This window comes from Pseudomonas sp. PvP089 (assembly GCF_017875165.1).
Classification (GTDB): Bacteria; Pseudomonadota; Gammaproteobacteria; order Pseudomonadales; family Pseudomonadaceae; genus Aquipseudomonas; species Aquipseudomonas fortuita.
In genome coordinates, this window is the sequence record NZ_JAGGME010000001.1 from 1,267,603 (window position 1) to 1,289,920 (window position 22,318).

Genomic DNA, 22,318 nt, shown 5'->3' on the forward strand with positions numbered 1-22,318 from the left:
CAGGTTGACCTGTGTGAAGGATAGTTTGTTCGATCGGGGTTTGGCGGCCCAGGGCTGAGGGGGGTGTTGGTTTCTTTGTGGGCACGCCCGCTGCCGCAGAGACTGCACAGACCTTGAGGTTTGTGTCAGCCGTTGCGGGAGCGGGCGTGCCCGCGAAATAGTGTCTTTAGATGCGGAAACTGCCCACCAGGTGCTTCAGGCGGCCGGCCTGCTGCTCAAGGTCCGAGCAGGCGCGCAAGGTGGCTTGCAGGTTCTCCACGCCTTCCTGGTTGAGCATGTTGATCTCGTTGATGTCCATGTTGATCGCCTCGACCACGGCGGTCTGCTCTTCGGTGGCGGTGGCCACCGACTGGTTCATGCCGTCGATCTCGCTGATGCGTACGGTAACGCTGTCCAGCCGCTCACCGGCCTGGTTGGCGATCTGCACACTGTCCTGGCTGTGGCGCTGGCTTTGGTCCATGGTCTCGACCGACGCGCGGGCGCCCACCTGCAGCTCTTCGATCATGGTCTGCACTTGCTGCGCCGATTCCTGGGTACGGTGCGCCAGGTTGCGCACTTCATCGGCCACCACGGCAAAACCACGGCCGGCTTCACCGGCGCGGGCCGCTTCGATGGCGGCGTTCAGCGCCAGCAGGTTGGTTTGCTGGGAAATGCTGGTGATCACTTCGAGGATCTGGCCAATGTTGACGGTCTTGTTGTTCAGCGTCTCGATGTGACCGCTGGAGCAGACGATCAGGTCGGACAGGCGGTTCATTGCCGCAATGTTGCGCTCGACCACCTGTTGACCCTCTTCAGCCAGCAAGCGAGCCGAGCTGGCGTGCTGCGACGCCTGAGCAGCGTTGCCGGCGATTTCCTGGGCGGCGGCGCCCAGTTCGTTGATGGCGGCGGCCACGCTGTTGGTACGGTTGGACTGTTCGTCAGAATTGGTCATCGACGAGTTCGAGGCGCTGATGACACGCAGGGCCACTTCGTTGACCTGCTCGGTGGCCGAGGACACTTCGGCGATGGAGCTGTGAATACGCTCGACGAAACGGTTGAAGGCGGTGCCCAGGATGCCGAACTCGTCGTGGTTGTGAATGCGCAGGCGTTTGGTCAGGTCGCCTTCACCCTCGGCGATGTCTTCCATGGCGCGGGTCATGGTATGCAGCGGCTGCATCAGCACGCTGATCAGCAGGCCAAGCAGGCCGATGATGATCACCACCGCCACCACCGTGGCGATCACCGCCGAGGTGCGGAAAGTGCTCAGCATCGAGAAGGCCTTGTCCTTGTCCACCGACAGGCCGATGTACCAGTTGGCCGAAGGCAGGCCGGTGATCGGGGTGAAGGTCAGCAGGCGGGTCTGGCCTTCGCTCTGCACTTCGGTCAGCTCACCGGTCAGCTTTGGCGTGTGCTGCGGGAACAGGTCCGACAGCGACTTCATCACCAGGTTTTGGTCAGGGTGCACCAGGATCTTGCCCTGGTCGTTCACCAGGAAGGCGTAGCCCATGCCGCCGAAGTTCAGCGAGTTGATGATCTGCACCAGGCCGTCCAGGGCCAGGTCGCCCCCGACCACGCCGACACTGCTGGAAACCTTGCTGAGGATGCCAATGACCATCTTGTTGGTGGTCATGTCGATGTACGGTTCGGTCAGTGTCGCGCCGGTGGCGTTCATGCCGTCCTTGTACCAGGGGCGGGTGCGCGGGTCGTAGCCATCGGGCATTTTTGCGTCCGGGCGCACGCTGAAGCCGCCGTCCACCTTGCCCAGGTAAACGGTGAGGAAGCTGGAAATCAACGCATTCTGGCCCATCAGGGTTTCGGCGTTGGTTGGGTTTTGGGCAATGTTCTGTGCCAGGTTTTCCACCAGCTTGATACGGCCATCGAACAGGTTGCGGATGTTGGTCGAAGTGGAGGCGCCCATTTCAGCGAGATAGTTTTCCAGGTCCGCGCGGATCGCATTACGCTGGAGGTAATCGTTGTAGAGCGTGAACAGGCTGAAGGCGAGTATCACGATCAATGATGCTGCCAAAAGAATCTTGTGGCTGAAACGAAGGCTTTTGTTCATGGCGTAATCGGTTCCGCTAAGGTGTTATATCAGGCGTTCGCACGGGTGGAGCCGCAAAGCAGTGCAACATCCCGAAAAGTCCCTTTTCGGTTGTTCCTCTCTAATTAAGGCGAATATCACCCAAAGGTATCGGCCGAATTAAGGCAAAGCTTGAGCAGAGGATTGCAGAGATGTCGGAAACTTCGACCATAGTTGTGGGTGCTGGCCCAGATGGCCAGCCAGTCGGGCAAGCGATGCGGCTGGCCAACCGCCATGGCCTGGTGGCGGGCGCGACGGGTACTGGCAAGACCGTGACCTTGCAGCACCTGGCAGAAGCGTTCAGTGACGCAGGGGTGGCCGTATTCGCGGCCGATGTCAAAGGTGACCTGTGTGGGCTGGGGGCTGCCGGCGCGCCGCAGGGCAAGGTGGCCGAACGCATCGCCGGCATGCCGTGGCTGGGGCACACGCCCCAGGCCTACCCGGTCAGCCTCTGGGACATCGCCGGGCAGTCCGGCCACCCGCTGCGCACTACCCTCAGTGAAATGGGGCCGTTGCTGCTGGGCAACCTGCTGGAACTGACCGACAGTCAGCAGGCGGCGCTGTATGCAGCCTTCAAGGTGGCCGACCGTGAGGGCCTGTTGCTGCTGGACCTCAAGGACCTCAAGGCGCTGCTCGCGCACCTGAAGGACAACCCACAATTGCTGGGGGAAGACAGTGCGCTGATGACCACGGCCTCGACCCAGGCGCTGTTGCGGCGCCTGGCGACCTTGGAGCAGCAGGGCGCCGAGGCGCTGTTCGGCGAGCCGGCATTGCAGCTCGAGGACCTGCTGCGGCCAGATTTGGATGGCCGTGGGCGCATCCACCTGCTCGACGCCAGCCGGCTGGTGCATGAGGCGCCCAAGGTGTACGCGACTTTCCTGCTGTGGCTGCTGGCCGAGCTGTTCGAGCAGTTGCCCGAGCGTGGAGATGCCGACAAGCCGGTGCTGGCCTTGTTCTTCGATGAAGCGCACTTGCTGTTCAACGGTACGCCAAAAGCGTTGCAGGACCGCCTGGAGCAGGTGGTGCGGCTGATCCGCTCCAAGGGTGTGGGGGTGTATTTCGTCACCCAGTCACCGGGTGACTTGCCGGATGCGGTGCTGGCCCAGTTGGGTTTGCGCATACAGCATGGCTTGCGGGCGTTTACCGCCAAGGAGCAGAAGTCGCTGAGGGCGGTGGCCGATGGCTTTCGCCCGAACCCGGCATTCGACACCCTGGCGGTGCTGACCGAGCTGGGGATTGGCGAGGCGTTGGTGGGTACCTTGGAGGAAAAGGGCACGCCTGCCATGGTGCAGCGGGTGCTGATTGCGCCGCCGCAGTCGCGTATCGGGCCACTGAGTGCGGCCGAGCGAGCTGCGCTGATTGCTGCTTCACCGCTGGTGGGGCGCTATGACAAGCCGGTGGACCGTGAGTCGGCCTATGAGAGGCTGACCCAGCGCAAGGGCGAGGCGTTGGAGCCGGCGCCGCAACCGAAGGTGGACGAGGAGAGCTTTGCCGACAAGGCCGGCGACTTCTTGCAAAGTGCGACGGGGCAGGCGATCAAGTCGGCAGTGCGCCAGGCGGCCAATCAGTTGGGGCGACAGCTGGTGCGAGGGCTGATGGGGTCGTTGCTGGGGGGCAAGAAAAGGTAGTTTGCCTGTACCGGCCCTATCGCCGGTACAGGAATGACTCCTGTGAAAAAGGCGCCCATGAGGCGCCTTTTTCTATTGCGGTGTCACTTAGCCAATGGCTTTGGATGCCAGCCAGAACAGGCCGGCGGCCAGGCCCATCGAAGCCGGCAGAGTCAGGACCCAGGCCAGCAGGATGGTCTTCACCGTGCCGCCTTGCAGGCCGCTCTTGTTGGCAACCATGGTGCCGGCTACACCGGACGACAGCACGTGTGTGGTCGATACCGGCAGGGCGAACACGTTGGCCATGCCGATGGCGCAGGCGGCAGTGATTTGTGCCGACATGCCTTGGGCATAGGTCATCCCCTGCTTGCCGATTTTTTCGCCAACGGTGAGTACCACACGCTTCCAGCCAACCATGGTGCCCAGGCCCAGGGCCAGGGCGACGGCCACGATCACCCAGAATGGTGCGTATTCGGTAGTGGCGGTAAGGTCTTTGCGGAGTTTTTCCAGGTCGGCCTTTTCACGGGCCTCGAGGCCCGGCAGCTTGCCGACCTTTTTCGCGGTGTCATCCAGGCACAGCAGGTAGCGGCGCACTTCAACACGTTTGTCGGCATCCAGGCTGTGGTAGTCGGTCACGCCCTGAAGCGAAGACTGCAGCGCGGCGATGGTCGGCTCGGTCTGCTGCGGGTTGCAGCTGAACTTCTCCGGCAGGTCGCTGGACTTGGCCTTGCCCAGTGCCAGGAATTCGCCCAGGGTGGCGGCGTTGCGCTGGTAGAACTGGCTCATGTGCAGGGTAGCGTCGCGGGTACGCTCGATCTGGTAGGTGGTGCTGTTCAGGTCGAGGACGAACTTGGCCGGGACAATACCGATCAGCACCAGCATGATCAGGCCGATGCCTTTCTGGCCGTCGTTGGAGCCGTGCACGAAGCTCACGCCCATGGCCGAAACCACCAGTACCATGCGGTTCCAGAATGGCGGGTGCTTCTTGTCGTCGAGTTTGCGACGCTGGTCGGGGGTTTTGTGCATCTTCGACAGCGGGCGCCACCACTTCAGGCCGATCAGCACCAGGGCCGCCACGGCAAAGCCGGCCATTGGCGAAACCACCAGCGACATGGCGATGTCGATCGCCTTCTGCCAGTTGACGCCATCACCCAACGGAATGTCGTTGATAAGGGCGTTGGCCAGGCCGACACCGAGAATGGAGCCGATCAGCGTGTGCGAACTCGAGGCCGGGATGCCAAAGTACCAGGTACCCAGGTTCCAGGTGATGGCCGCAGCCAGCAGCGAGAAGACCATGGCCAGGCCGTGTCCGGTGTTCACATTGATCAGCAGCTCTACCGGCAGCAGGTGCACGATGGCATAGGCCACCCCCACACCGCCGAGCAGAACGCCAAGGAAGTTGAACACACCGGAGAAGAACACGGCGAGGTGCGGCGGCATGGCTTTGGTGTAGATGACTGTAGCTACCGCATTGGCGGTGTCATGAAAGCCATTGATGAACTCGAAGGCGAGTACGAAGGTCAAGGCGAGCAGCAGGCTCACCAACACCCAGGCATCCAGTCCGCTGAATAAATCGATCATGAAGGTTGTCTGGCGGGTATAGGGGGGCGGGATTATGCCAGAAAACCTTGGCAATCGATGCACCTGCTACAGACCGATGGCAATCTTCATGGCGTGAGCATGGGATGCGAACTGGGGCAATCAGGCAGGAAAATGTCTGCTAAAAAGCGCAAAGCCTGGCGAAATCAGGCAAAAAAGCGAAGAAATGGCCGTTTCGTCATCATTCAAACGGTCGTATGAAATTTGTGAAAATCCATTTCATCTTCGGTCAGGCGGTAAAGATCGACCTCGCCCGGGCTGGCCGGGCGACGACGCGCTGGCGTGGTCCCGGGTCAGGGATTGTCGCTGCGCAGTTCCTTTTCAATGCGTTCAAGTTCCTGGTTGAACGCCTGGTCGCGCACGCTGGCACGTTTGCGCCAGGGTTTGCGTTCCGGATCCGGTTGTGCGGCGTAAGTGGTGACTTCACCACCGTAAACATCCTTGTAACGTTCAGCCTGGCGCTCGAGTTCTGCGCGCAGTTCATCTTTCGTCACATGCAGTACCTGAATTAAGTGTGATGACGTTTGTTATGCGATGTGCAGCGTGCACATGCCTGGCTGGCCGCAACGGCTACATACAGCGGAATAAGCCGCTGCCATGCTAGCGCCCGGGCCTGCGCAATGATTATAGCAACCGATAATTCACCGAACATCGTTATTTACCGAACCCTGACAGCACCTGACGCAACGAGTGGCAGGGGCGGAAACAGTTCGGACGCTTCGTACAAGTTTGAAAGGCATGACGGATAAAAGTTCGCCGCAATGCCAGGGCGACGCCAGAATGAAAAACGGCCTCGCCAAGAGGCGAGGCCGTTGCCTGGGGACTTCTACGGTGGGTACCTGACCAGTCTCTCCAAAGAAGCCACAAGTGGCATGAGAAAGGTATAAGCAAACGTGTCAGCGGTCAATTGCGATTATCGGCCGTTTGTTCGATAATCGAACGAGTGGGCGTTTTTTTTTGAGGTGTGCGATGAGTGACGAAACCCTGGTCAATGATTCGGTCAATCCAGAGCCGGCGCGACCCCCATCGGCCGCCATGGCCCCGCCGATCGTGGCTTCACCGGCCAAGCGCATCCAGGCGTTTACCGGCGATCCAGACTTCATGACCTCCCTGGCACGTGGCCTGGCCGTGATCCAGGCCTTTCAGGAACGCAAGCGCCACCTGACCATCGCCCAGATCAGCCACCGCACCGAAATCCCCCGAGCCGCGGTGCGCCGTTGCCTGCACACACTGATCAAGCTGGGTTACGCCACCTCCGACGGGCGTACCTATTCGCTGCTGCCCAAAGTGCTGACGCTGGGGCACGCCTACCTGTCGTCTACGCCACTGGCGATCTCTGCCCAGCCTTATCTCGACCGTATCAGTGACCAATTGCACGAAGCCGCCAACATGGCCACCCTTGAAGGCGACGACATTCTTTATATAGCCCGTTCGGCCACGGTGGAGCGGCTGATATCGGTCGACCTGTCGGTGGGCGGGCGCCTGCCGGCCTACTGCACATCCATGGGGCGCATCCTGCTGGCGGCCATGGACGACACCAGCCTGCGTGAATACCTGGAGCGTGCCGACCTGAAGGCGCGTACCAGCCGTACCTTGCATGACCCCGAGTCACTGTTCGCCTGCATCCAGCAGGTCCGCGCCCAAGGCTGGTGCGTGGTGGACCAGGAGCTGGAGCAGGGGCTGCGTTCGATTGCCGTGCCGATCTACGATGCATCGGGGCAAGTGTTGGCGGCGTTGAACGTGAGCACCCATGTGGGGCGGGTGACACGCAGTGAGCTGGAACAGCGCTTCCTGCCGATCCTGCTGGCGGCCAGCCGGGACCTTTGCCATCAGTTGTTTGGCTGAGATTGAAGGGGGCCGCGGAGCGCCCCCCTTTGACATTTAGAACAGGCAAAACGGTTTCTTGTGCGATAAACGCACAGTGTCGCTCCGGGCGAATTGCGCCACCGCCGCCCGCTGATTAATGTCTCTCGCAACGGTCGGCCATGCCGACCGAACAAAAAATACAAGAGGCACTTACCATGAATACTGTCCACTTGCTGCTGCGGCCGCACCCGCACGCAGTACCGTTGTATCCAGGCTGACGCAGGCCATATTCCCCCAATCATCGTCCTCTGTGCCGGTCGCCCGTGTGCAGTGGTCTGGCTGTGCCCAACATTCTGGACAACAACAATGAACCAAGCGCAAAACAACGTCGGCAAAAGCCTCGACGTTCAGTCGTTCATCAATCAGCAGCCGCTTTCCCGCTACCAGTGGCGGGTCGTGTTGCTGTGCTTCCTGATCGTCTTCCTCGATGGCCTGGACACTGCCGCCATGGGCTTCATCGCCCCGGCGCTGTCGCAGGAGTGGGGCATCGACCGGGCGAGCCTTGGCCCGGTGATGAGCGCCGCATTGATCGGTATGGTGTTCGGTGCCCTGGGCTCCGGGCCGTTGGCTGACCGCTTCGGCCGTAAAGGCGTGCTGGTGGGCGCGGTGCTGGTGTTTGGCGGTTTCAGCCTGGCCTCAGCCTATGCCACCAACGTCGACCAGTTGCTGGTACTGCGCTTCCTGACCGGCCTGGGTCTGGGCGCCGGTATGCCCAATGCAACCACACTGCTGTCCGAATACACCCCCGAGCGCCTCAAATCGCTGCTGGTGACCAGCATGTTCTGCGGCTTCAACCTGGGCATGGCCGGTGGTGGCTTCATTTCCGCCAAGATGATCCCGGCCTATGGCTGGCACAGCCTGCTGGTAATCGGCGGCGTGCTGCCACTGCTGCTGGCGCTGGTGTTGATGGTCTGGCTGCCGGAATCGGCGCGGTTCCTGGTGGTGCGCAACCGGGGTACCGACAAGATACGCAAGACCCTTTCGCCCATTGCGCCGCAGGTGGTGGCCGAGGCGGGCAGCTTCAGCGTGCCAGAGCAAAAGGCCGTAGCCGCCCGCAGCGTCTTTGCGCTGATCTTCTCCGGCACTTATGGCCTGGGCACCATGCTGCTGTGGCTGACCTACTTCATGGGCCTGGTGATCGTCTACCTGCTGACCAGCTGGTTGCCAACCCTGATGCGTGACAGCGGCGCGAGCATGGAGCAGGCCGCATTTATCGGCGCGCTGTTCCAGTTTGGCGGCGTGCTGAGTGCCGTGGGTGTGGGCTGGGCCATGGACCGCTACAACCCGCACAAGGTGATCGGCATTTTCTACCTGCTGGCCGGGGTGTTTGCATACGCCGTGGGGCAGAGCCTGGGCAACATCACCGTGTTGGCCACCTTGGTGCTGATTGCCGGTATGTGCGTGAACGGCGCGCAATCGGCAATGCCATCGTTGGCAGCACGCTTCTACCCGACCCAGGGCCGTGCCACGGGTGTATCGTGGATGCTGGGTATCGGCCGCTTTGGTGCAATTCTGGGGGCCTGGAGCGGCGCTACGCTGTTGGGCCTGGGCTGGAACTTCGAACAGGTACTGACGGCGTTGCTGGTGCCAGCGGCACTGGCGACCGTAGGTGTGATCGTGAAGGGGCTGGTAAGCCACGCCGACGCGACCTGAATAGCGAGGGGGCGCGTGCAGCGCTCCCAGCAGGTAGATAGGTAGCAGCGTAACAAATAGTTCGATAATCGCACGGATAGTCGATTATCGGATTGTAAGCCTACCGTCAGTCTCCTTAATCTGGGCTCATCGAAGCACCCTGACCAGTAGCCTCCACACGTACCGCCGCGGCCCATGGCCAGTGGCAGGAGAAGCCTAATGCGCGACGTATTTATCTGTGACGCCATCCGCACCCCCATCGGCCGCTTCGGCGGCGCGCTGGCGAGTGTGCGTGCCGACGACCTGGCCGCCGTGCCACTCAAAGCGCTGATCGAGCGCAACCCTGCCGTGCAGTGGGACCAGGTTGATGAAGTGTTCTTCGGCTGCGCCAACCAGGCCGGTGAAGACAACCGCAACGTGGCGCGTATGGCGCTGCTGCTGGCCGGCCTGCCGGAAAGCATCCCGGGTGTCACCCTGAACCGCCTGTGCGCGTCGGGCATGGATGCCATTGGTACCGCCTTCCGCGCTATTGCAAGCGGCGAAATGGAGCTGGTGATTGCTGGCGGTGTCGAGTCGATGTCGCGCGCACCGTTCGTCATGGGCAAGGCTGAAAGCGGCTATTCGCGCAACATGAAGCTTGAAGACACCACCATCGGCTGGCGTTTCATCAACCCTCTGATGAAGAGCCAGTACGGTGTGGACTCCATGCCGGAAACGGCCGATAACGTCGCCGACGACTACCAGGTTTCGCGCGCTGACCAGGACGCTTTCGCCCTGCGCAGCCAGCAGAAGGCTGCAGCGGCCCAGGCTGCTGGCTTCTTCGCCGAAGAGATCGTCCCGGTGCGCATTGCGCACAAGAAGGGCGAAACCATCGTGGAGCGTGACGAGCACCTGCGTCCGGAAACCACGCTGGAGGCGCTGACCAAGCTCAAGCCGGTCAATGGCCCGGACAAGACAGTCACCGCTGGCAACGCCTCGGGCGTGAACGACGGTGCTGCGGCGCTGATCCTGGCGTCGGCGGAAGCCGTGAAGAAGCACGGTCTGACCCCGCGCGCCCGCGTGCTGGGCATGGCCAGCGGCGGTGTTGCACCACGTGTGATGGGCATTGGCCCGGTGCCAGCGGTGCGTAAGCTGACCGAGCGCCTGGGGGTGGCGGTGAGTGATTTCGACGTGATCGAGCTCAACGAAGCCTTTGCCAGCCAAGGCCTGGCGGTGCTGCGTGAGCTGGGTGTGGCCGACGATGCACCGCAGGTGAACCCTAATGGCGGCGCGATCGCCCTGGGGCACCCGCTGGGCATGAGCGGTGCGCGCCTGGTGCTGACTGCGCTGCATCAGCTGGAGAAAAGTGGCGGGCGCAAGGGCCTGGCGACCATGTGTGTAGGTGTCGGCCAAGGTCTGGCGCTGGCCATCGAGCGGGTTTGACCTGTACCGGCCCTATCGCGGGCAAGCCCGCTCCTACAAGGAACCACGCTCTCCCTGTAGGAGCGGGCTTGCCCGCGATAGGGCCGGTAGCTTCGACATAAGGCCAATTGCCAGCCAGATAGCGGAACGAGTGTGTTACCAGGTATGTCTAGACTTACCTAGTACCCTCCAGGAGTAAACCCGTCATGACCTCAACCTATTACACCGGCGAAGAACGCAGCAAGCGCATCTTCGCTATCGTCGGTGCCTCATCAGGCAACCTGGTGGAATGGTTCGACTTCTACGTCTACGCCTTCTGCGCAATCTACTTCGCCCCGGCTTTTTTCCCCTCCGACGACCCGACCGTGCAGTTGTTGAACACGGCCGGCGTGTTCGCCGCAGGTTTTTTGATGCGCCCCATCGGTGGCTGGATCTTCGGCCGCCTCGCTGACCGACATGGTCGCAAGAATTCGCTGATGATCTCGGTGCTGATGATGTGCTTCGGCTCTTTGATGATCGCCTGCCTGCCCACCTATGGCAGCATTGGCACCTGGGCGCCAGCGTTGCTGTTGCTGGCCCGCCTGATCCAGGGCTTGTCGGTGGGGGGGGAATACGGCACCACCGCCACTTACATGAGTGAAGTGGCCCTTCGTGGCCAGCGCGGCTTTTTTGCTTCGTTCCAGTACGTCACCCTGATTGGCGGCCAGTTGCTGGCGGTGCTGGTGGTGGTCATCCTGCAACAGCTGCTGACCGAAGACGAACTGCGGGCCTGGGGCTGGCGCATTCCGTTCGTGGTGGGGGCCATTGCCGCTCTTATCTCGCTGATGTTGCGCCGTTCGCTGCACGAAACCAGCAGCGCCGAAACCCGCAATGACAAGGATGCGGGCTCGATCGGTGGCCTGTTCCGCAACCATGCAGCGGCCTTCATTACCGTGCTTGGCTACACCGCTGGTGGCTCGCTGATCTTCTACACCTTCACCACCTACATGCAGAAGTACTTGGTCAACACCGCTGGCATGACGGCGAAAAACGCCAGCTACGTGATGACCGGCGCGCTGTTCCTGTTCATGGTGCTGCAGCCGTTCTTCGGCATGCTGTCCGACCGCATCGGCCGGCGCAATTCGATGCTGCTGTTCGGCGCCCTCGGTACCCTGTGCACTGTACCGCTGCTGATGGCGCTGAAAACCGTCACCAGCCCGTTCATGGCCTTCGTACTGATCAGCCTGGCATTGTGTATCGTCAGCTTCTACACCTCGATCAGCGGCCTGGTGAAGGCGGAGATGTTCCCGCCACAGGTGCGTGCACTGGGTGTGGGCCTGGCCTATGCAGTCGCCAACGCGGCATTCGGCGGCTCTGCCGAGTACGTGGCCCTGGGCCTGAAGACCCTGGGTATGGAAAACACTTTCTACTGGTACGTGACGGCCATGATGGCAATTGCCTTCCTGTTCAGCCTGCGCCTGCCCAAGCAGGCCGCGTACCTGCACCACGATGACTAAGGACGTGGCATGACCAACCAACTGTTCGACGCCTACTTCACCGCGCCGGCCATGCGCGAGATTTTCTCCGACCGTGGCCGCCTGCAGGGCATGCTCGATTTCGAAGCCGCACTGGCCCGTGCCGAAGCCGCTGCCGGGCTGGTCCCGCACAGCGCCGTGGCTGCCATCGAAGCGGCATGCCAGGCCGAGCGCTATGACGTTGGTGCGCTAGCCAATGCCATCGCTACCGCTGGCAACTCGGCAATCCCGCTGGTGAAGGCGTTGGGCAAGGTGATTGCCAGTGGCGTGCCCGAGGCCGAGCGCTATGTGCACTTGGGCGCCACCAGCCAGGATGCGATGGACACCGGGTTGGTCCTGCAGTTGCGCGATGCCCTCGACCTGATCGAAGCCGACCTGGGTAAACTGGCCGATACCCTGTCGCAGCAGGCCTTGAAGCATGCTGATACGCCGTTGGTAGGTCGCACCTGGTTGCAACATGCCACCCCGGTGACCCTGGGCATGAAACTGGCCGGCGTGCTGGGTGCATTGACCCGTCACCGCCAGCGCCTGCGGGAACTGCGCCCGCGTTTGCTGGTGCTGCAGTTTGGCGGCGCGTCGGGCAGCCTGGCCGCCTTGGGCAGCAAGGCGATGCCGGTGGCCGAGGCCCTGGCCGAGCAGCTGAAGCTGACCCTGCCTGAGCAACCCTGGCACACCCAGCGTGATCGCCTGGTGGAGTTTGCCTCGGTGCTGGGCCTGGTGGCCGGCAGCCTTGGCAAGTTCGGCCGCGATATCAGCTTGCTGATGCAAACCGAGGCGGGGGAGCTGTTCGAGCCTTCTGCGCCGGGCAAGGGCGGCTCTTCGACCATGCCGCACAAGCGCAACCCGGTGGGCGCTGCGGTGCTGATTGGTGCGGCTACCCGTGTGCCGGGGCTGGTGTCGACGCTGTTCGCTGCCATGCCCCAAGAACATGAGCGCAGCCTGGGCCTGTGGCATGCAGAATGGGAAACCCTCCCGGATATCTGCTGCCTGGTCTCCGGCGCGCTGCGCCAGGCCCAGGTCATTGCCGAGGGCATGGAAGTGGACGCAGCGCGCATGCGCCGTAACCTCGACCTGACCCAAGGGCTGGTGCTGGCAGAAGCGGTGAGTATTGTGCTTGCCCAGCGCCTGGGCCGCGACCGTGCCCACCACCTGCTCGAACAATGCTGCCAGCGCGCGGTGGCCGAGCAGCGCCACTTGCGTGCTGTGCTGGGTGACGAACCGCAGGTCAGTGCCGAGCTGTCTGCCGAAGAACTTGATCGCCTGCTCGACCCTGCCCATTACCTGGGCCAGGCCCGCGTCTGGGTGGCGCGCGCCGTATCCGAACATCAACATTTCACTGCCTGAAGGAGACTGCTGTGGCGCATTTGCAACTGGCCGATGGCGTTTTGAACTACCAGATCGATGGCCCGGTAAACGCCCCGGTGCTGGTCCTGTCCAACTCGCTGGGCACCGACCTGGGCATGTGGGACACCCAGATTCCCTTGTGGAGCCAGCACTTTCGTGTACTGCGCTACGACACCCGTGGCCACGGTGCCTCGTTGGTCACGGAAGGCCCCTACAGCATCGAGCAATTGGGCCGTGACGTGCTGGCGCTGCTTGATGGCCTGGACATTCAGAAAGCGCACTTTGTCGGCCTGTCGATGGGTGGCCTGATTGGCCAGTGGCTGGGCATCAACGCCGGCCAGCGCCTGCACAGCCTGACCCTGTGCAACACCGCCGCCAAGATCGCCAGTGACGAGGTGTGGAACCCCCGTATCGACACCGTGCTCAAGGGTGGCCAGCAGGCCATGGTCGACCTGCGCGATGGCTCTATCGCCCGCTGGTTCACCCCAGGCTTTGTCCAGGCCCAGCCTGAGCAAGCCCAGCGCATTTGCCAGATGCTGGCGCAAACCAGCCCGCAAGGTTATGCCGCCAACTGCGCAGCGGTGCGTGATGCCGATTACCGTGAACAACTGGGCCGCATCCAGGTGCCCGCGCTGATCGTTGCCGGTACACAAGACGTGGTCACCACCCCTGAGCATGGCCGCTTCATGCAGGCCGGTATCCAAGGTGCCGAGTACGTAGACTTCCCGGCAGCGCACCTGTCCAACGTCGAAATCGGTGAGGCGTTCAGCCGCCGTGTGCTCGACTTCCTGCTGGCTCACTGAGGAAAACGCAATGGATGAGAAACAACGTTACGACGCCGGCATGCAAGTGCGCCGTGCGGTGCTTGGCGATGCCCACGTGGACCGCAGCCTGGAAAAGCTCAATGACTTCAATGGCGAGTTCCAGGAGATGATCACCCGCCACGCCTGGGGTGATATCTGGACCCGCCCGGGCCTGCCCCGTCACACCCGCAGCCTGATCACCATTGCCATGCTGATCGGCATGAACCGTAACGATGAGCTGAAACTGCACCTGCGCGCGGCGGCCAACAATGGCGTGACCCGTGACGAGATCAAGGAAGTGCTGATGCAGAGTGCCATCTATTGCGGCATTCCGGCAGCCAACGCCACGTTCCACCTGGCTGAGTCGGTGTGGGATGAACTGGGTGTCGAGTCTCGACAGCAGTAATACCTGCGCTGGCCCTATCGCCGGCAAGCCAGCTCCCACGGGGAATGCACTGCCCTCAGGCCTGATGCAATCCCTGTGGGAGCTGGCTTGCCGGCGATAGGGCCATCCAATGCTTACATAACCGTGTTCTTCTAACGCATGGCTACCGGGCCTGCGTTGTTTTCTACGGCCTGTTTCAGGTTCGGGCACAGGCCCAGCATGAACGCGGCTTCTGCCACCACGAACAGTGGCCCGATGATCAGGCCGCTGATATCGTCGACAAATGCAGGTTTGCGGCCTTCGTAGTAATGGCCGACGAACTGGATGATCCAACCCGCCACGAATGCCGCCAGGCCGGTGCTGAGCCACAGCGTAGTTGTCTGCACGGCCAGCACCTGGCCGACCCACAGGCACAGGCCCAGCAGCAACCCCATCACCAGGCCGAACCGCAGGTCCAGGCGCAGGTAGAACCACACCGAGGCCGCCGCTGCCAGCAGGGCAGGGGACAACCACATGCCAGCCACCTCCCCGCCAGGGCGTGACAGCAGGATGGTGACTGCCAGCACGATCAGCGGGATGCCGACGAAGTGGGTGGCAATGTTGCGTGGGTCGCGGTGGTAGCTGGCGTATTGGCTCAGGTGGTCGACGAGGGTTTTCATTGTTGTGCCTCCCTGGTGTGCCTGATCTAGGTGTATTGCCAGTGCCGGCCCTTTCGCGGGTGAACCCGCTCCCACAGGGATCCACGAAACCCTGTGGGAGCGGGTTCACCCGCGAAAGGGCCGGCATTGGCAACCCATATAGCTCAGGATAGCCCGCAGCCACCACTATCATCAGCTCAGCGAATGGCAGCAGCCCGCACTGGCGTATCCAGCCCCACCAGTGTCTCGATCATCGCCCGCGCCGCCGGCGACAACCGGTAACCGCTACGGCTGACCACCCCGCAACGCACGCTCAGTACCTCCAGCGCCGGCGGCAGGTTGCGCCAGTGCAGGCGCACCAGGGTGCCAGCCGCAAGGTCATCGGCCACGGCCTCCTCGCTGGCCGTGCCGATAGCGTTGCTGGCCTGCACCACGCTGCGCAGTATGGCCAGGTGCTCGGTTTGCAGGTGCGGGATGAAATCGCTGCGCCCACTCAGGTTGGCCAGGCGCTTGCGCACGCCGGGGGCGAGCAGGGCGCTGGCCAGTGGATAGCTGAACAGGTCGTTGGTCGAGAGGCTGTCCTTGGCCAGTAATGGGTGCCCCGGGCGGCAGAAAAACAGGCCGGGGCGTGGCGACAGGGGCTCGGTATGGAAGTTGGGGTCGGCTTCGAACGGTCGGATATCGTCGACGAAAAACTCGATCTGTTCGCGGCGCAGGGCCTGGCCCAGGCGTTCGGCATTGTCCACCAGCAGCGAGGTGCGGATGCCGGGGTGGTGCTCGATGAAGTGGCGCAAGGCGTCGGGAACCAGGCGTACCGCCAGCGCCGGGCCACTGCCGAAATGCAGCTCGCCGGCGTCAAGCTTGGTCATTTGCAGCACTTCGTTACTCAGTTGTGCTGCGCCCTGCACCAGGCGGCGGGCGTGTTGCAGCACCACCAGGCCCTCGGGCGTTGGCAGCAGCGCCTTGCTGGCGCGGTCTACCAGCGGGCAGCCAAACGTGTGTTCCAGGCTCTGGATGGCGCGGCTGAAGGCAGGTTGAGTGATGCCCATGGCCTCGGCGGCACGGACGAAACTGCGGTATTCGGTAAGGGCAATGAAGTAGCGCAGCTGGCGGAGGTCCATGTCACGGCTCTGGGGCGGGGATCAGGGCCCTATTCAAGCTGTTACAGCTTATGTCGTCCAAGAAGGTTTATGGATTTGATTATTTCTTTTGGTTATTTCAAAGGGCCTTTGGCGTCTTCGCGGGCACGCCCGCTCCCACAGGAGCAGCACAGCGTCTGAAAGCTGTGCCGGTCCTGTGGGAGCGGGCGTGCCCGCGAAGCATTCAAAGGAGATTCAGCGGGTAACTCACAATCAGCCGGTTCTCATCAAAGGCGTTGGTGCTGAAGTCCCGGCGCATGGTGGAGTTGCGCCATTTCACCGACAGGTCCTTGAAGCTGCCTGACTGCACCACATAGGCCAGTTCGGTCTCGCGAGCCCATTCCTTGCCGTCATCCACGCTGCCCACGGTGACGTTTTCACCCTTGATATAGCGGTTCATCAGGGTCAGCCCAGGCACGCCAACGGTTGCGAAGTTGAAGTCATGGCGCAGCTGCCAGGAGCGCTCCTTGGCGTTGTCGAAGCTGGAGTTGTAGCTATCGTTGGCCAGGGTGCCGCCACTGGTACCGTTGACCCGCATCCAGGCATCGTCGCCGCTGACCTTCTGCAGGCCCACGTAGAAGGTGTGGCCCTGGTAGCGCGCCGAAAGCATGGCGGAGGCGGTGCGGTTGTCCAGCTTGCCGGCGCGCTCTGCGCCGTCTTCCTTGCCGATGAAGTAGCCCAGGTTGGCGCCCAGGGTCCAGTCGCCGAGCGGCTGGCTGTGGGTCAGATTGAGGTATTGCTGGTGGTAGATGTCTTTGAGCTGGGCATCCCACAGGCCGATCATGGTGCGCTTGTCGTTGAAGGTGTACTCGCCGCCGCCGAAGTTGAAACGATCGGAGGTGAACGCACCTTTGCCGTTCATCGACATGTCTTCCATGCTGGCGTCGTTGCGCGGGCTATTGCCGCGGAACTGGCCGGCGTACAGCGTCAGGCCGGCTATTTCCTTGGAGGTCAGCTGGCCACCGCGGAAGGTCTGCGGCAGCGAGCGGCCATCGTCCGAGCGCAGGATGGGTAACACCGGCATCCATTCACCGACTTTCAGCTCGGTTTCGGACAGCTTGGCTTTCAGTGCCACACCCAGGCGGCCAAAGTCATCGGCCGGGCGGCCGTCGTCATGCACGGGCAGCAGTTGAGTGTTGGTGGTGCCTTTGCCGCCGTCGAGCTTCACCGAGTACAGGCCCAGCACGTCCACCCCGAACCCGACGGTGCCTTGGGTGAAGCCGGAGCGGGCGTCGAGAATGAAGCTTTGCGTCCATTCTTCGGCCTTGCCCTGCGGGTGGGCCGGGTCGACGAAGTTGCGGTTGATGTAGAAGTTGCGCAGGTTGAGGGTGGCCTTGGCGTCCTCCATGAAACCACCTTCGTTGGCGGCGAACACGGGGAGGGCGCAGGACATGGCCAACAGGCCGGGCAGCAGCTGGCGTGCGGGTTGCAAAGTGCTCATCTGTCGTGGATCTCTTGTTTTTATGGGGCGAGCCGGTGCACTGCTGGATCGAGCCTGCAGGTGCGGGTCTTTTCTTGATGAACTTGGGCAACGTTGCGTGAGGGGATGTTGCGGGGTCTTGCGGGGGTGAGGCAATTCGCCGCAAACGGAACGGGGCGATAATCGAACGGAATGTTCCAGTTGGTTAATTAATTTCCTGGTCCGAGCGCTTCGCGGCAGAACAGGCAGCGGATAACAAAAAAAGCCCACCGCGAAGGTGGGCTTGATTCAGCTAATGACGCAATCAGCCTTTCGGTGTTTCCACCGATGCCTGCTGGTTGGCCTGGCCGGTCTGCTCGTACCAGCCACCGCCGAGCGCCTTGTACAGGTTGACCTCGCTGGTCAGCTGCGACAGGCGGTCGGTAATCAGCGACTGCTGGGCGCTGAACAGGTTGCGCTGGGCGTCGAGGAAGGTCAGGTTACTGTCGATCCCGATGCGGTAGCGGCGTTCGGCCAGGCGGTAGTAGTCCTGGTTCGCCTGCACCAGGTCGCGCTGTGCCTGCAGCTGCTCTTCGAAGGTCTTGCGCGCGGCCAGGCCATCGGAGACTTCCTGGAAGGCGGTCTGGATGGTTTTTTCGTATTTGGCGACGTTGATGTCCTTCTGGATCTTCGAGTAATCCAGGCTGGCCTTCAGGCTGCCGGCGTTGAAGATCGGCAGATTGATCTGCGGCTGGAACAGCCAGGTGCCTTGGCCACCCGCGAACAGGTGCCCCATGTCGGGGCTCAGGCTGCCCGCGTTGGCGGTGAGGCTGATGCTGGGGAAGAACGCTGCACGGGCGGCACCAATGTTGGCATTGGCGGCCTTGAGCAGGTGCTCGGCTTCCTGGATGTCCGGGCGACGCTGGAGAATGTCTGACGGCAGGCCGGCCGGTACTTCGGCCAGCTGGTCGGCATTGAGCTCCAGGGGCTTGGCCAGGTCGGCAGGAATGCCGGTACCCAGCAGTACGGTCAGGCTGTTGACGTCCTGGGCGACCAGGCGCTGGTACTGCGAGTACTTGACCCGGGCGCCTTCCACGGCGGTGCGCGCCTGGCTGAGGTCGAGTGCCGAAGCCACGCCGACTTCATTGCTGCGACGGGTGAGGTTGTAGCTTTCCTCGTAGGTCTTCAGCGTTTCTTCGGTCAGCTTGAACAGGGCCTGATCGGCCTGCCAGGTGTAGTAGGCGTTGGCCACGCTGGCTACGAGGGCGATTTGCGTGGAGCGACGCGCCTGCTCGCTGGACAGGTAGGTTTCCAGCGCCTGCTCGGTCAGGCTGCGCACACGGCCGAACAGGTCCAGCTCATAAGCACTCACGCCCACCGTGGCCGAGTACTGGCTGGTGATGCCGGATTCGCCGGTTTGCGACATGTTTGCCGGGACCCGCTGACGGCTGCCGCTACCAGTGGCCGAAACCGCGGGGAACAGGTCGGCACGCTGAATGCGGTACTGCGCACGATAGGCGTCGATATTCAGCGCCGCGACGCGCAGGTCGCGGTTGTTGACCAGCGAAGTCTGGATCAGCTGTTGCAGCGCCGGGTCGTGGAAGAACTGGCGCCAGCCCTGTTCGGCGGCAGCAATGTCCGCCGATTGCGTCGGCGAGTACGCAGGGCCTTGCGGCCACTGCGCTGCCACCGGCGCTTCCGGGGTCTGGTAGTCAGGGATCAGCGAGCAGCCGCCAAGGATGAAAGCGGTTACTGCCAGGGACAACAAAGACTTGGTCATTGCCCAGCCTCATAACGTGGAGTTTCAGGGGTGGCGTCTTTTTCCGGCTCTTTGCTGCCGAACAGCGACGACACTGCGACGAAGAACAGTGGTACCCAGAAGATAGCCAGCACGGTCGCACTGATCATGCCGCCGATCACGCCAGTACCAATGGCGTGCTGGCTGCCGGCGCCGGCGCCGCTGGCGATGGTCAACGGTACCACGCCGAGGATGAACGCCAGCGAGGTCATGATGATCGGGCGCAGACGCATGCGGCACGCCTCGATCGCTGCGTCATACAGGCTGCGGCCTTGCTCGTGCAGTTCCTTGGCGAACTCGACGATCAGAATGGCGTTTTTCGCCGCCAGACCGATGGTGGTCAACAGGCCAACCAGGAAGTACGTGTCGTTGGACAGCCCGCGCAGGCTGGTGGCGATCAGTGCACCGATGATACCCAGCGGTACGACCAGCACGACGGCAATCGGGATCGACCAGCTTTCATACAGTGCAGCCAGGCACAGGAACACGAACAGCACAGAGAGGGCGAACAGTGCCGGCATCTGCGAGCCGGAGAGTTTTTCCTCGTAAGACATGCCGGTCCAGGAGAAGCCGATACCGTCCGGCAACTCGCCCGCGATGCGTTCCACCTCGGCCATGGCATCACCGGTACTGTAGCCCGGGGCCGGAGCACCCAGGATTTCCATTGCCTCGACGCCGTTGTAACGGGACAGCTTGGGCGAACCGTACGTCCACTCGCCCTTGGCGAAGGAGGAGAACGGGACCATTTCGCCTGCACCGTTGCGCACGTACCATTTCTGCAGGTCTTCCGGGCTCATCCGCGCGTTTGGTTCGCCCTGGATGTACACCTTCTTGACCCGGCCACGGTCGATGAAGTCGTTGACGTAGCTGGCACCCAAGGCAATCGACAGGGTGTTGTTGATGTCGGCAATGGTCACGCCCAAGGCGCTTGCACGTTCGTCATCGATAGTCAGCTGGTACTGCGGCTCATCGTTCAGGCCGTTCGGGCGCACGGCGCTGAGGATCTTGCTTTGTGCGGCCTTTGCCAGGAACTGGTTGCGCGCTTCCATGAGTTTGGCATGGCCGACACCGCCGCGGTCCTGCAGGAACACGTCGAAGCCGGTAGCGTTACCCAGTTCGAGCACCGCAGGCGGCGCGAAGGCGAACACCATCGCGTCGCGGAAGGTGAAGAAATGCTGCTGGGCACGCTCGGCCAGGGCGAACACACTGTTCTCCTTGGAGCGTTCGCCCCACGGCTTGAGCATGATGAACGCCATGCCCGAGCTCTGGCCGCGGCCGGCGAAGTTGAAGCCGTTGACGGTGAACACCGATGCCACGGTGTCGGCCTCTTCCTTCAACAGGTACTCACGCATCTGGTCAACCACAACCTGCGTGCGTTCGGCACTGGAGCCGGCCGGTGTCTGAACCTGGGCAAACAGTACGCCCTGGTCCTCCTCGGGCAGGAACGCCGTTGGAATGCGCGTGAACAGCCAGATCATGCCGACCACGATCAGCGCGTAGCCGAGCAGGAACGGTATTTTGTTGCGCAGGATAGTGCCCACGCTGCGCTCGTAGCCGTTTACGCTGCGGTCGAAGTTGCGGTTGAACCAGCCAAAGAACCCGCCTTTGGCGGTGTGGTGCTCACCTTTCTTCAGCGGCTTGAGCATGGTGGCGCACAGTGCCGGGGTAAAGATAAGCGCTACCAGCACCGAGAGGCCCATGGCCGACACGATGGTGATGGAGAACTGCCGGTAGATCACACCTGTGGAACCACCGAAGAACGCCATGGGCAGCAGTACCGCCGACAGTACCAGGGCGATACCCACCAGGGCGCCCTGGATCTGTTCCATCGAACGTTTGGTCGCCTCCTTGGGCGGTAACCCTTCTTCGGACATGACCCGTTCGACGTTCTCCACCACGACGATGGCGTCGTCCACCAGCAAGCCGATGGCCAGGACCATGGCGAACATGGTCAGGGTGTTGATGCTGAAGCCGGCGGCGGCAAGGATGCCGAACGTGCCCAACAACACCACCGGTACGGTCATGGTGGTGATGATGGTGGCGCGGAAGTTCTGCAGGAACAGGTACATCACCAGGAACACCAGGACCACGGCTTCGATCAAGGTGTGGATCACACCGCTGATGGATTCGGTGACCACCGGGGTGGTGTCATAAGGGAATACCGCTTTCACGCCAGGCGGGAAGAAAGGTTCCAGGCCTTTGATGGTTTCGCGCAGTGCCTTGGCGGTGTCCAGGGCGTTGGCGCCGGTTGCCAGTTTTACGGCCAGGCCGGAAGCCGGCTTGCCGTTGAACTGGGCGCTGACCGCGTAGTTTTCACCGCCCAGGCCCACTTGCGCGACGTCACCCAGCCGTACCTGGGAGCCGTCCTTGTTGACCTTGAGCAGGATCTTCTCGAACTGCTCGGCGGTCTGCAGGCGGGTCTTGCCGATGATGGTGGCGTTCAGCTGGGTACCAGGCAGGGCTGGCAGGCCGCCGAGCTGGCCGGACGACACCTGCACGTTTTGCGCCGCCACAGCGGTCTTGACGTCGACCGGAGTGAGCTGGAACTTGTTCAGCTTGGCAGGATCGAGCCAGATACGCATGGCGTACTGCGCACCGAACACCTGGAAGTCACCCACACCCGCAGTACGCGAGATCGGGTCCTGCATGTTTGAGACGATGTAGTTGGCCAAGTCGTCCTTGGTCATGCTGCCGTCTTCGGACACCAAGCCGATCACCAGCAGGAAGTTTTTCACTGCCTTGGTGACACGGATACCTTGCTGTTGCACTTCCTGCGGCAGCAGTGGTGTGGCCAGGTTCAGCTTGTTCTGTACCTGGACCTGCGCGGTGTCAGGGTTGGTGCCTTGCTCGAAGGTAGCGGTAATGGTCATGCTGCCGTCGGAGTTGCTTTCCGACGATACATAACGCAGGTTGTCGATACCGTTGAGCTGCTGCTCGATCACCTGTACCACGGTGTCCTGCACGGTCTGCGCCGAGGCGCCCGGGTAGGTCACGGCGATGGCGATGGCCGGCGGCGCGATGCTGGGGTACTGGTTGATAGGCAGCTTCAGGATCGACAAGGCGCCGACCAGCATGATCACCAAGGCGATCACCCAGGCGAAGATCGGGCGATCGATAAAGAACTTCGACATGGT

The 22,318-nt window shown here is 62.3% G+C and carries 16 protein-coding genes; 8 read left to right on the top strand and 8 right to left on the bottom strand.

What is annotated here, in order from left to right; all coding sequences use genetic code 11:
* Window positions 1-166: 166 nt before the first annotated feature.
* Window positions 167-2,041 (bottom strand): methyl-accepting chemotaxis protein, encoded by a 1,875-nt coding sequence (locus tag J3A71_RS05830; protein ID WP_096426709.1) that lies wholly within the window; start codon window positions 2,039-2,041, stop codon window positions 167-169.
* Between the two features lie 170 nt (window positions 2,042-2,211).
* Here J3A71_RS05830 and J3A71_RS05835 point away from each other — a divergent pair, with 170 nt between their 5' ends.
* A complete protein-coding gene (locus J3A71_RS05835; RefSeq protein ID WP_096426708.1) occupies window positions 2,212-3,687 on the top strand; it encodes a helicase HerA-like domain-containing protein in 1,476 nt (491 codons plus the stop codon).
* An 87-nt stretch (window positions 3,688-3,774) separates the two neighbouring features.
* Here the strand turns inward: J3A71_RS05835 and J3A71_RS05840 are convergent, their stop codons facing one another.
* The gene (locus tag J3A71_RS05840) at window positions 3,775-5,247 is read right to left on the bottom strand and encodes an inorganic phosphate transporter (protein WP_024717454.1); all 1,473 of its coding nucleotides are present in this window, start codon (window positions 5,245-5,247) and stop codon (window positions 3,775-3,777) included.
* A gap of 311 nt (window positions 5,248-5,558) precedes the next feature.
* Window positions 5,559-5,759, bottom strand: a complete 201-nt coding sequence (locus J3A71_RS05845) for a hypothetical protein (protein WP_016488886.1) — start codon at window positions 5,757-5,759, stop codon at window positions 5,559-5,561.
* A 475-nt stretch (window positions 5,760-6,234) separates the two neighbouring features.
* Here J3A71_RS05845 and pcaR point away from each other — a divergent pair, with 475 nt between their 5' ends.
* From pcaR to pcaC, 7 genes are all read left to right on the top strand, one after another.
* Window positions 6,235-7,110: a pca regulon transcriptional regulator PcaR gene (pcaR, locus tag J3A71_RS05850; RefSeq protein WP_016488885.1), complete on the top strand. Its 876-nt coding sequence runs from the start codon at window positions 6,235-6,237 to the stop codon at window positions 7,108-7,110.
* A 327-nt stretch (window positions 7,111-7,437) separates the two neighbouring features.
* Window positions 7,438-8,784: an MFS transporter gene (locus tag J3A71_RS05855; RefSeq protein WP_016488884.1), complete on the top strand. Its 1,347-nt coding sequence runs from the start codon at window positions 7,438-7,440 to the stop codon at window positions 8,782-8,784.
* 198 nt (window positions 8,785-8,982) lie between these two features.
* Window positions 8,983-10,185, top strand: a complete 1,203-nt coding sequence (gene pcaF, locus J3A71_RS05860; RefSeq protein WP_016488883.1) for a 3-oxoadipyl-CoA thiolase — start codon at window positions 8,983-8,985, stop codon at window positions 10,183-10,185.
* Window positions 10,186-10,370: 185 nt separating this feature from the next.
* Window positions 10,371-11,660, top strand: coding sequence for an MFS family transporter (locus tag J3A71_RS05865; protein WP_016488882.1), 1,290 nt, complete (start codon window positions 10,371-10,373; stop codon window positions 11,658-11,660).
* Between the two features lie 9 nt (window positions 11,661-11,669).
* Window positions 11,670-13,022 (top strand): 3-carboxy-cis,cis-muconate cycloisomerase, encoded by a 1,353-nt coding sequence (locus J3A71_RS05870; RefSeq protein WP_060517513.1) that lies wholly within the window; start codon window positions 11,670-11,672, stop codon window positions 13,020-13,022.
* A gap of 11 nt (window positions 13,023-13,033) precedes the next feature.
* A complete protein-coding gene (pcaD, locus tag J3A71_RS05875) occupies window positions 13,034-13,825 on the top strand; it encodes a 3-oxoadipate enol-lactonase (protein WP_095116010.1) in 792 nt (263 codons plus the stop codon).
* A gap of 10 nt (window positions 13,826-13,835) precedes the next feature.
* Window positions 13,836-14,231 carry a 4-carboxymuconolactone decarboxylase gene (pcaC, locus tag J3A71_RS05880; protein ID WP_016488879.1) on the top strand — a complete coding sequence of 132 codons (396 nt, stop codon included), beginning with the start codon at window positions 13,836-13,838 and terminating at the stop codon, window positions 14,229-14,231.
* A gap of 131 nt (window positions 14,232-14,362) precedes the next feature.
* On the opposite strand, the gene J3A71_RS05885 is transcribed toward pcaC, so the two are convergent.
* The 5 genes from J3A71_RS05885 to ttgB all read right to left on the bottom strand — a co-directional run bounded on the left by J3A71_RS05885 (window position 14,363) and on the right by ttgB (window position 22,315).
* Window positions 14,363-14,869, bottom strand: a complete 507-nt coding sequence (locus J3A71_RS05885; RefSeq protein ID WP_016488878.1) for an Mpo1-like protein — start codon at window positions 14,867-14,869, stop codon at window positions 14,363-14,365.
* Window positions 14,870-15,045: 176 nt separating this feature from the next.
* Window positions 15,046-15,969 (bottom strand): LysR family transcriptional regulator, encoded by a 924-nt coding sequence (locus J3A71_RS05890; protein ID WP_016488877.1) that lies wholly within the window; start codon window positions 15,967-15,969, stop codon window positions 15,046-15,048.
* 202 nt (window positions 15,970-16,171) lie between these two features.
* Window positions 16,172-17,428 carry an OprD family porin gene (locus J3A71_RS05895; protein ID WP_016488876.1) on the bottom strand — a complete coding sequence of 419 codons (1,257 nt, stop codon included), beginning with the start codon at window positions 17,426-17,428 and terminating at the stop codon, window positions 16,172-16,174.
* Between the two features lie 283 nt (window positions 17,429-17,711).
* Window positions 17,712-19,166 (bottom strand): AdeC/AdeK/OprM family multidrug efflux complex outer membrane factor, encoded by a 1,455-nt coding sequence (locus J3A71_RS05900; protein ID WP_096426707.1) that lies wholly within the window; start codon window positions 19,164-19,166, stop codon window positions 17,712-17,714.
* Window positions 19,163-22,315, bottom strand: coding sequence for a multidrug efflux RND transporter permease subunit TtgB (ttgB, locus tag J3A71_RS05905; RefSeq protein ID WP_016488874.1), 3,153 nt, complete (start codon window positions 22,313-22,315; stop codon window positions 19,163-19,165). The genes J3A71_RS05900 and ttgB overlap by 4 nt, the downstream gene beginning before the upstream one ends.
* Between the last annotated feature and the right edge of the window lie 3 nt (window positions 22,316-22,318).